Source organism: Aporhodopirellula rubra (genome assembly GCF_014192335.1).
GTDB lineage: Bacteria > Planctomycetota > Planctomycetia > Pirellulales > Pirellulaceae > Rhodopirellula > Rhodopirellula rubra.
In genome coordinates this window covers 296,654-308,547 of the sequence record NZ_JACHXU010000001.1, presented here as the reverse complement: position 1 = coordinate 308,547, position 11,894 = coordinate 296,654, and the positions used below count along the sequence as shown (strand labels likewise).

Annotated in this window: 6 protein-coding genes; all 6 read right to left on the bottom strand. The window is 55.6% G+C overall.

Going from position 1 to position 11,894, the window contains the following annotated elements:
- Positions 1-3: 3 nt before the first annotated feature.
- Positions 4-1,209, bottom strand: a complete 1,206-nt coding sequence (locus tag FHS27_RS01000; RefSeq protein WP_184300501.1) for a hypothetical protein — start codon at positions 1,207-1,209, stop codon at positions 4-6.
- 61 nt (positions 1,210-1,270) lie between these two features.
- Positions 1,271-3,127: a c-type cytochrome domain-containing protein gene (locus tag FHS27_RS00995; protein ID WP_246418969.1), complete on the bottom strand. Its 1,857-nt coding sequence runs from the start codon at positions 3,125-3,127 to the stop codon at positions 1,271-1,273.
- A gap of 221 nt (positions 3,128-3,348) precedes the next feature.
- On the bottom strand, positions 3,349-5,889 hold the full coding sequence (locus tag FHS27_RS00990) for a glycosyl hydrolase family 95 catalytic domain-containing protein (protein WP_184300495.1): 2,541 nt from the start codon (positions 5,887-5,889) through the stop codon (positions 3,349-3,351).
- A 56-nt stretch (positions 5,890-5,945) separates the two neighbouring features.
- Positions 5,946-8,090, bottom strand: a complete 2,145-nt coding sequence (locus FHS27_RS00985) for a hypothetical protein (RefSeq protein WP_184300492.1) — start codon at positions 8,088-8,090, stop codon at positions 5,946-5,948.
- Positions 8,091-8,184: 94 nt separating this feature from the next.
- On the bottom strand, positions 8,185-10,728 hold the full coding sequence (locus FHS27_RS00980; protein WP_184300489.1) for a PAS domain-containing hybrid sensor histidine kinase/response regulator: 2,544 nt from the start codon (positions 10,726-10,728) through the stop codon (positions 8,185-8,187).
- Positions 10,729-10,798: 70 nt separating this feature from the next.
- Positions 10,799-11,716, bottom strand: coding sequence for an ATP-binding response regulator (locus tag FHS27_RS00975; protein WP_184300484.1), 918 nt, complete (start codon positions 11,714-11,716; stop codon positions 10,799-10,801).
- Between the last annotated feature and the right edge of the window lie 178 nt (positions 11,717-11,894).

Here is an 11,894-nt window from a genome sequence, read left to right as displayed (position 1 = left end):
GACTTACTCGAGTGGCAGGTCGTCGGGATTGCTGTAACGAATGCTCACCGAACTCAGCAACGTTTCACCAAAGAAGCACTTTTGGAAACCGGCTTTGCGCGTGATGTCGCGACCGATTCCTGTTCGCAATTGGCCCTTGTTTTTTGCCAACAGTTCGACGGCGGGTGGCTGTTCATTTTCAGTCCACGCGTGAAAGAACTGAGCCGTCACGGTTCCGATGTCGGCACCGTGAGGCAACCCGAGCGATTCCCCGTTGGCCGTCACGACGAACTCTTTAAGCAAGGTCGGAGAAACGTACCACCCCGAAATCACCCCCACGCTCCTCGCCGGGAAGAACCATGTTCCGCGACCGCGGAGCGATTCGTCCTCGGACAAGCAAAACGAGTTGATGCCGTCGATCGACAGTTTCACGCCGACCGCATGATCGGAGTCGTTGTAGAGTCGAATTTTGTAAATATCATTGGCCTGCAACGGGGCAAACGGAAACCCACCCGCATTCTCGATCGACAACGGATTGAAAACGTTTGAAGACCGGTTGGCGACCAGAATTTCAACACGAAACTTGCTACCCGCATCGGGCGAGACAACCGTATTGTCACCGTTGCGAAATGCGAAGATCGGCTCGGTCACACTCGACACGAGTTTGTCGGTGACATCCGCTTGTTTGCTAATGAGTTGCTTGGCCGTGTCGCTCTTGCTCGCGGTACTATCGGTTGCCGCTTCCGCAACGGCGTCCTGTTCCTTATCCAGATCGACCGTCAAACCGAGCAGTCGGCTGATGTCTTCGATACTTCGCACCTCTTCGACTTTCACCTTTTCGCGAAAGCCCGAGATTTCTTTACCGGATTTGTCGAACAGGTTTGCTTTAATCAAGACGATTGCGGCCGAACCGGTTTGTTCAAAACTGAACGCACCACGTACCGTCCAACTTGCCCCGAGCGGAACGACCTGGGTGTCTTTCTTAGCCAACTCATCCTTCAGCGAAGCTCGAATCGCGCGGCCTGCTGTCGCAGCTCCGGGACCATCGAACGTCCCGAGCATAATTTGTCGCTGTCCCTTTTCCTCGAGGTACTCCGAGATATTTTCGGCGAGATTAATAATCGCATCGTCGAGTGATGCCGCCTGAGCCGACGGGGTAAAAATGAGGCTCAGCGCGGAGAGCACCAGCGTGCATGCGATGACGGGGAAGCATGATCGTCGCGTGATCATCGTTGGGTTCCTTGTTCTTGACGTAATGAGCGGCAGGTGATGTTTGAAAGGATGAATGGTTTTAGTTTGAAATCGGAGTCCCGATTCGCAGCGAACTGGCGGCTTCCTGGAAGACCGAAGAAGACGTTTCGGCGGAATCCCAAAACGCCCGTTTGATCGTGCCACCTTCCAAGGCGAGCGGCCCCAAACCGAGTTCCACGAGTCGTCCTGAGAACACTTGGTTGCGAAGCAGGTCTTTGTCTTCGAAGCCCAATTCGCAGGCCGCTGCATCGAGATTCAAGTTCTTTGCGTAAAGCTGAGTGACACGACTGATCGGCTCTTCATAGTCGAGCAACGCATCACGGTCGCCACCCGACAACTCCAATTCCCCAGCGACAGCACGCCACAAATGTTGCAAATAATTTTGCTTCGTCGATTCGCGGGCCTGATCGAGTTCGCTCTGCTCGGGAAACAATTCCTGAACCTTTCGACGCGCCTGTGGGTTCTGCACTGCGGTCCCTTCACGGACGAAATCAGTGAAGTCGAGCATGCCATGCTTGTGGCAACTGATGCAGGACAGACCGTTAACGATCAGGGGACTGCCGGAAATGTTGAGTGAATCCCACACGATGTTCACCGGCCCTTCGTCGATGCGGTTCCCCTTACCATCGACCAACATGTAGGCGTGCAGACCGTTGGGCAGATTGAAAATAATCTCACCTCCGGCATGCTCGAACGCCTCGGCCTCGAATTCATTGTTCTCGAACTTGGGCCCCAACGGGAACCGTGCAAGGTTGCCGCGGCCTGCGTTGCGGTCGAAGTCATAGCTGATCCAAAACGTCCCATTGGTCGAAGAGTGATATTCGATCAAACGGTTTTGCCCTGAAACTCCGCTTTCAAACAAACCAGCGCGGCGAGAGGTGTTGAGGCGAAAGTTCTTCTCGATATCCACGCCGACCCGATCGAGCAGCGTGGAGAGTTGTTCGGGAATCCCGGTGAGCGTGTGATACAACGGCGGGCGGGTCGCGTTGGCAACAAACCAATCAGCGCGAATGGATGTGATGCCATCGAAGTTCGCCGAACCATAGAGTTCTTCAATCTTCTCGTAGATCTCCAGTGCCTCGATGCTCGATTGAGGCTTCAGACCGAACGGATACTTTTCGAGTACCGCCTCCCAGGTTCCAAACTCCTGCCATCCGTAGTGACGCAGGTCAATGTTGTAAATCGTTCTTTCGTCGTCGATCGGTGTTGGCGGTTTGATCGTGGCTTGGTCCGACATGCTATTGACCGCTTTTGACAGTGCGGCGCGATAGATTCGCAAATCACGATCAGTAACCGACCGGTTATTGTGAATGTGAGTGATTGTCAGATAACGCTGGAACTTGCGCTCCTCTTTACGAATATCAAAGAGATGCCGCGCGATTTGTTTGAGAACATCGACATCATCGATGAACTCTCGCGACAAATTGGTCTCCCAGGGAACGCCCGCGTCGATCCATTTGCGAATCAATTGTTTGTCGTTGTCGCCGAGCGGTTTCTTCGGCGGCATGTGATCGTCGTTGATCACGTTCCACAACAGCGAAGCATCGGCGTCACCAGGAACGACATAAACTTCGCGGTCTCCTCCCGCATTCGGGCGGACATCTCCAACGAGCGTGTCTCGATCGAGCACATTCATCTTGTCGATCTTGAACTCCACACCATGACAGCGGTGGCAGTTCTGACGCAGGATGTCCAATGCCGCGTTGGCGAGTTCGGACGGATCGAGAGCGTCAGAAGAATCGTCCCGCTGCGTCGATTCCGTGTCGCGAGACTCCGATGAAGAGGCATCGCTCTCCTTCGCGTGCGTCGTCGCCGAAACCGACGCGACGATCACCAATGCCGCTCCGACGGCATGAAGCGTACGACTCGGCAGCAGGCTGTAGCTCGTTGATTTCATGTTGATCATCTGTTTGGCAGCATTTCACAAAAGCAAGGTTCGTCCTTACTCGACCGGGGCAGTCCGTTAGATATATGGGGAAAAGCCCCCCACACCGGACAACAATTCGGCCGGTCGTGTGAATTAGCTGAGAAAAGGCGTATGCAAACCCTCGCCCCCAAGTGAGGGACTTATAGTCTAGGTTAAATCAACGCATCAACAAGTGAATTCTCAACGGAGATCTAACGCAGGCGGATCAACAACTGAACCGGCTGGTTCGGCTCCAAATCAACTGAAAAACGGTCATTTTCCGCAAGCGGAAGCGTTTTCCCGTCTTCCTTGGTCGCCGACGCGACACCGCGACGAACGCGAATATTGAGCGTCTGCGAAATCGCCGATACCAACTCGAGTTTGAGTTGAGATTGATTGAGGTCCCACGCGAGGGTCCTGATCGAGGCCTGGTTTCGGCACTGAACGCCGTGGATCTCGCCCACCGCGAATGCCGGCGTGTTCTTCAATGCCGGAATCAGTTCAATTTCGCCCGCTCGCGTGGGCGTCGCGGGCTTGGAATAGACGAGCATCTCCATCACCACCGCCGGCAGGCTGTGCAGCATGTCCGCGTTATAAATCCGCCCCGGGTTGTGATACGTGAACAGACTCGGCAAGACGTAGCCACGCGACAACATGAATCGCAGGTTGCCTTCGACGAGATCGGCGTCTTTCAAACGCGTTCCGATCAACGCCATATGCGAAAGCCCGTGCGCCGAACCGTTCCCCCGACCACGACGGCGAGCCGCCTCTGCGGCAGCGTCAAACCACTCGGGCGTGTCATCGGGATTGATTTCGTGCCCAGGCCAGACCGGATACAGATGTGAGACATGGCGATGGTTGTAGTTGTCGTCCAAATCGGGATACGCCCACTCCTTCAACGCTCCATCTTCATTGATCAAATAGTCAGGCATTTCTTTGAGTAGGCTCGTATAGCGTTGAACCTCATCGTCCGACAACTCGGCATTCTCGCGGAGTGAAACCAACTGAGTCAAAACCTCCTTGCAACACGCGATGTCCATCGCCGCATTGATCGCGGCGGGTGACTTACTGTTGCCCGGGTGATTCTCCGGTGAATAAGATGGCACAAACATGCGGTCACCGTTGTCGTCGCGTTCTTTTAAAAAATCTTCGTAGAACAACGCGACATCTTTCATCAACGGCAACAACCGTTTTTTTAAATACACCTCGTCACCAGTTGTTTGGTAGTGTTCGACCATCGGCAACAACATCCACTGGGCACCGGATAGCCAAAGGTGTCCGGGGAAGGTCGGCGAAAAGTGCGTATGCAGGTTGTGCCGACCATCGGTTCGAGAGCCCGCGAGAATCCCTCGGCACCCGAACAGATTTCTCGCGTTGGTACGCCAGTCGCCGGCGACTCCCGTTACCAATCGATCGTAGCTAGCGATCGCTTCGGGAAGGGCTCCCAAATTCGCGCCCGAAATCTGCAAATTGACGTTCGCATCGAGAGTGAAGTCGCCCGACCATTCGGGCCTCCACTCACCGTTCCACAGGCCCATCAAATTCGGTGGCCATTCACCGGAGGAACAGATCAAAGTGTACCGCCCCATGTCGAACATTTTCTCGAGCAGCGCGGGCTGCATGCTCTCGTCGGCGGTTTGCTTTTGAAGCTCGATCAAAGCTTCATTACTCATTTCCCGCGACTGTGATCCCGCTAATCGAAAATCGACACGATCGAACATTTCACGATGAACCGCAGCATGCCGCTCGAGCAACGCGTCGTAGTCAGCGTCAATCTTCGAGAGACGCTGTTGCAACTGACGCATCGACTCACCAGAACCGTCATCAATCTCAACGGACTCGATTCCGATCAACATCACCAACTGTTCCGCATCAAATTCGACAGACGCTCGGTTTGCCACACAGTTGCCACCAACGGGAACGAAGCGTGCCGCGACCGCGTAACCGCGAGGCGATCGTTCGTACTTGCAGTGATAGGTCAACCACTCGTCATCGGCCGCGATTTCAGGATCGTGATACCCGCCGCCTTTCTCGTCGGTGCGTTTGCTTTTCGGACGGGAATCCTGATTCACCAAACCCATCCGTCCCTTCACACGTTCACCGTCGCCGCCGGTGATTCGCATCACGATCACGCCATCGGGTCGAGAGACAAACGTTTGTCGCACAAAAGGTTTGTCGGCAGATTTCCAGTGAACGCTGACTTCTCCAGATTGAAAATCAACCGTGCGGATGGATGGAACCTGCCCGTCGACGTTCGCGCTTTGGTCGATCGTTAATGCACAGGCGGGATGATACGGATCGGTCCATTGAATTCCCGGAAACCCCGCGTCGAGAGCGGCCTGGTACGAATGCGCATAGGCCTCCGCGTATTTGCCCTCTCGCATCAACCTGCGAACTTCAGGCAATGACGAAGCAATGTCGGGAACAGGGCACGGTGAATCCAGCAGTGGTTCGTAAAGTCTTTCGTGATTCAGCACGATCCGTTCGTGAGCGGGATCGCCGAAGACCATTGCACCGAGTGTTCCGTTGCCGGTGACAAAAGCCTCCTGCCAAATCGTTGCCGGCCGCTCGCTCCAACTGCCTCTTTCGGGGATCGCACCGTCGACGCGGGCGGGCAAATCGACTGTCGTCGTCGCGGCGGATTTCGCCAACGGGCCGGCTGCTACCGCGACCTCACCGGTGACAAAGAAGACTGCCAGCAAGGCAATGCACAAGCAAAGAAACCGTTCATTCCGATGGAGCGTTGACGTCATGGATGCGATCGTAAGTTGAGGTGAAGCAAGTGATGCCAACTCTCGAGCAGCATCGACTATCGAGCGATGTCCGCAAGCGCGTCGGCGGCGATACGGCGATAACGTGACCGATCAATAGGACTGAGCGGTGGCAAGTGTTGGCGTCGACGACTCTCGAGCAGCAGTTCATACAAACCCGCCACCGAACGAGGACGCTCCATATCTCGAATCAACCCTGCCCGCAGAGACGTATCGCCCCAGCGGCTCGAACCCGCCCACTGCAAATCGATAGACCTACGCTGTGACGAATCAACATCCAAATCGCCGTAGAGCAGATCACGATGCACGATACCTTCGATGTTGTCGATCCCACCAATCACCCCAAATCGATCTGGTGTCACGGCAGCCTCATCAGCGATGGCTTGCAATTCGACTTCGTTCAATTCCGAAAGATCTTCCTCCTCCTCTTCATCGCGTTCTACATAGACATTCGGTGGATCGGAATAAACCACCAATGGCGTGTCACGAGCGGCTCGGATGCGGCGTACTCTATCGATCAACTCCACCGCCGAGGCATCGACGGGTTCCCGTTTGCAGAGGATCAATCGCAAGTCTTCGCCGAGAGATGCATAGACTTCGAGCTGACGCAGAGAAGTGGCGAAACGCGGTTCCAGTCCCGCTTGGTTAATCAATGTCTCGATATCCGAAATGACTTCCGGACGATTTTCCAATACGATCGCGGTTGCCCGATCACTCAGTAAACTCATCTGACGCCATCGCTCGGCAACGCGATGACTGCCCGCGTAAGCATGCGTGGGGTTCAACCTCGCAATCGCTGCGGCGGCCTCATATCGAACGATCGCATTGGGATGATCGATGGCTTCCACTAAAGCCGAAACGTGATGTCCGGCACTGACGAACCAGGGTGCCGGCGATACGTCCACGCTGGGCTCAATCATCCGCAACCACCCGACCATCGCGGGTTCATTTTCAGATTCACTCGCCACCGTTAGTGAACTGAGAATGAACTCAATTTCAGAAAGCCCTGCCGCTGCGGCAGCAGGTGCCAATTCACTGGACCGAAACGTCGTCACCTGTTCCCCCAAACCCCAATCGGGATTGTTCGCGACGTTATGCCCCATAATCGCCGTGAGTTGCCGCACGACACTACTGGCTTCGTTGTCGCCAATCGCGATCAGTCGAGCCGCCGCGTCGGCTGCATCACGGAACGTCAACACCCATTCAGGGATTCGCTGAGCCTTCACACCGTCGCGTTTGGCATTCATGACCCACGTGGAGGCGCGTCCAAAATCTCGCAAACTGTTGTTCGCGTTTCGTGCGGCTTCGTCGAGGCGTGAACGAAGTTTCTCGACGACGCTGGCTCTCGATGGCAATGCCGCACCGGTCGCCGTGATGGCTTGCGAGGCAATGTTCGCTGCAGGATCGGTGCCGGTCCCATTAGGATCGTCGCTGACTCGGTACAACGCCGTCACCATCTCGATCAAGAACGCTTCGTTTTGCGCCAAATCGTTTCCTGCCAAACGGACGAGTGCCGACAGTGCACCTGTTCGAGATTGCTCGTTTCCGTACAACGCGATCCGCCTGAGAGCAGTGGTACCAGACGGCTCATCGATCCGAATCATCGCACGCAACCAGGTATCCCGTTTGGCCGAATCACGCGTGGTGACGATGGTCTGAACCAACGCTGCGGTCGATGCCTCGCCGCCCTCAAAGAGAACTCGGATAGCGGGCAAAGACTGATCTACGTCCGGTATGGTCAACGCCTGAATCGCTTTCGCGAGCCGATCGGGCGACGCCAAACTCTCCTGACGCAACGCAAACAGCGCATCGATAGCGTTAATCGTTTCGGGAGAGACTTCAGGATGAGTGACAATGCGAAGCCGCTCAGCAGCGGTGATCTGAGCCGCGATCGAAACCTTTTGCTGGTCTTTGTATCCACGGCTCTCGATCAGTCCGACCAATTCATTGAGTTTTTCGAACTCGCCCATACGAGTCAGCGCCGAGATCGCCCGGCCGAGCTCCACGGGGCCACGTTGAGCCCGGAGCATCGTTTGCTCAACAGCGGGGTCGGGAGGCACAACACTCAGCTCTTCGATCGTTTGCTGAAGCCCCTGAGCGGGGGCGGATACCGGTGCCCAAATGGGCAGGATCGAGATCGCGAGAATAGCGATCGGGGTGAACCGGACGATGGGAGCACTCATGGAAGACGGTCAATAGGAGGATCAGTCAGGGGGCGGGCGCCAGCCGCATTCTAATCGGACGATCACGAGCCGCGATTGGTTTTCCCCTCTGATCTTACTGCAGCAACTCGTCTACGGCCGCGAGCACCCGTCGTGATTCGGTTTGTAACGATTGCAGCAGCGAAACGGACTCATCCGGGTTGGTCAGCTGCATCTCTCGCCCCGCGGTTTCGATCTCTCCCGCGGCCTCTTGGAGCCGTTTCGCACCGAGCAACCCGCAGGCGCCTTTGAGAGTGTGTGCATTTCGCCGGGCCGAATCGTTGTCCCCGGCGGCGAGGTCGGCTTCCAGGTGTTCCACGAGAGACTGACACTCCTCTCGAAATACCGCCGCCAAACGCAGGACCCCCGATACGCCACCGGGGATCCGTGATCGGGCGGAATCCAAGTCCAAACAGCCGGCATGCTGATTCGCCAACACCAATCGATCGGAGGAATCCGGCGATCGGACAAATCGCCCGGTCCCCTCCACGGTGACACGCGAACTGTTGTCGACAGTTTTCGAACTATCCGTCGCGGTGCCGGAACGCTCGCCGGTTGACGCCGGCCGGTTGTGCGCGGGCCCCGGATGAATCACCTCCAGCACCCGCTGCAATTTGCGCCGGCGAATCGGTTTGGTCAGATAATCGTCCATTCCGGCATCGCGACAAAGTCTCGCGTCCTCCGCCATCGCGGCTGCGGTGAGGGCGATGATCGGAATATGCTGGTCTGTCCCCATTTCTTGCTGCCGAATGGCTTCGGTCGCCTCGAGCCCGTCCATCACCGGCATGTGCATGTCCATCAACACGACATCAAACTGCTCGTTGCGCCATTTCGAGAGCGTCTCGCGTCCGTCACTGGCGATCGAGCACTCGTGTCCGAGCGAACGCAACAAACCGGCAATGACGTGTTGATTCGTCACACCATCCTCAGCGACCAATACCCGCAAAGGATTCGTCGCGACATAATCATCACCACCAAGATCTTCTTCAAGATCATCGTCGTTACGTTCCAGATCAACGTCATTGGCGACCATTAATCCCAGATCGAAAAAGAACGTGGTGCCGCTACCGACCTCACTCGTCAACTGTAAGGTGCCACCCATCAATTCGACGAGTTGGCGACTGATACTGAGTCCCAAACCGGTACCGCCAAATCGACGAGTCATCGACGCGTCGGCTTGCGTGAAGGGCGCCAACACAGTCGCCTGCTGTTCCGGTGAGATACCGATTCCGGTATCGACGATACTGACTCGGAGTGTTGTCGTCCCTGTGTCTATCGCGTTTTCGCCATCGACGATGTTTGCGGCACGATCACTACCGATCTCGTCGTTCGCCATATCCGGTCTGCCGGATTGACGCTGCACCTTCACCGTCACACCACCACGATCGGTAAATTTGACCGCGTTTCCGATCAAGTTGATCAATATCTGCCGAATGCGTCCGGGATCACCAATGAAGTGTTGCGGTAATTCGTCCTCGTACTCAAGACGCAGTTGCAAATTCTTCTTGGCACCTTGATATCGCAACGTGGAAATCGCCGCCTGGATTTCATACACGAGCGAGAAAGGCACGGACTCGAGTTCGAGTTTACGTGCTTCGATCTTCGAGAAATCGAGAATGTCGTTTAAGAGACGAAGCAATGAATCAGACGATCGACGAATCGTATCGACGTATTCACTTTGGACTTCATTGAGATCGGTCTGCGCGAGCAAGTCCGCCATGCCGACGAGCGCGTTCATCGGGGTCCGAATTTCATGACTCATATTGGCCAAGAATTCGCTCTTAGCTCGGTTCGCCGCGTCCGCCATCCGGACGGCTTCCTGCAGCGCCGCTTCGCTGCGTTTGAGTGCCGTGATGTCGCGAGAAATCCCGAATGTTCCGATCGGTTTGCCCTCTTCATCGACCAACGGCATTTTGGTGGTCATGCACCACGTGTCTTCGTGATCGGGCCACGTTTCACGTTCGACCCGATCGACCAGGGGAACGTGGGTTTCGATAATTTCGAGCTCGTCCTTGCGGGCCTGCTCCGCGTGCTCGGGCGTGAAGATGTCGGCATCCGTTTTGGCGATGATCTCGTCAACGTTTTGATACCCGAACTTTTCCGCCATCGCCTGGCTGACGCGGATGAACCGACTCTGCAGATCTTTGAAATAGATCGAATCGGGAATGTTCTTCAGCAGCGTATGCAACAACGACTGCTCAAACCGGCTTTTCTGCTCCGCTTGAATCCTCGCCGTGACGTCCCAGAAGAGAACTTGAATCCCCAACAATTTGCCGCTGGAGTCGTAGATCGGACTCTTGACCCGCTCGATCCACCCGAGACTGCCATCGGAGATGGGTGCCTGCTCGACGGCATGTTGGGCCTGACCACTTTGGATAACGTGCCGATCGTCGTCGCTGTATCGACGAGCGATTTCTTCGTCGAAAAGATCCGAATCCAATTTGCCCGCGACGTCTTCCCACCGAAGATTGCGCCACCTCAGATAGGCCTCGTTGGCGAACATGCGTCGCCCGTCACATGACTTGATCAACACACTGAGCGGAAGACTGTTGGCCAGCGCCCGGTACGTTGCCGAGGTCTGCAAGTCACGTTCGTTCGACGGTGAGTCGGTTTCGGACATCTTTCTACACGCCGCTGGGGATCGTCGGAGCAATCGCAGACCGCCATGAGAACATGTCAGTCATCGTAAGTCAGGTTCGACAACGTTTTACCAAAGTAACCTGGTTACCTTTGTCATTGTAAACCAATTCGTCAACGAAGCTGGCCATCAACACCAACCCTTGCCCGCGCGGCGCGTTTTCGTCTTCGGACATTGCCTTGGGATCCAATTGCCCTTTCCGGGGCACCGTCGACGTATCAAAACCGTTTCCTTCATCCGTGATGATGATTCGAATTTCTTCCGTCGCGGCAATCGCCTCGACGCGAATCGTTCGTTCGCGATACGGCGACTGCTGGATTCGCTCTTGCATCGCCTCACTGAATCGGCCGTCTCTCGCTAAATCATGATGGCTCGGGCACTCATCCGACGACAATTCCAAGTTGCCATGCAACATCGCGTTGGCCAAAGCGTGCTCCACGGCCACACCGAGTCGCACCATGTCGATGCTCGGCAACAGCTCCATGCCGGAACTGACCTGCATCAACAGCCCCACCAGGGGACTGATCAGCAGCGGATCGTTAGGCAAATCGAAAACGAATACGTTTTTCCGTAACGTCGAGATCAGCTTCGCGTAACTCGCGTCGGTGCGGATCACGCCGAGAACATCGATGATGGTGTTGTTGAGCAATTCGCTCATTCGGTTCTTCGGAACGTAGCCGGCCGCCCCCAATTGCAGGGCTTCGGCGGCCAACTCCTCGCTCCCGTGACCGGTCACTAGAATGCTGGGGATATGCGAAAAATCGTCACGCATCATTTCGACCAATTGCAACCCGTTCACCTCGGGCATTTCCAAGTCGGTGACGACAATATCCAAGGATTGACGACGTAATTCATCGAGCCCCAACTGCCCATTGAGTGCATGGACGACTTCATGCTCGGCCGCCTCGAGCAACATCGAAATCTGGGCGGCCTGGGTTGGACTGTCTTCTACCAGTAAGATCTTGGCCATGATGTTCGTCCTTTGGTGAGAACAGGCAAGTTGGAACAAAGTCGAGTCATTCGGAACAGGCCGAAATCCACAGATTTCACGCGTGCCGATTTGTTCAGTTCAAAACGGACAACGCTTGCTGAACTGCTCGCAAAACGCCTCTAAGGTAAGATAATAACTCTTTGCTGAACGCCGGGCC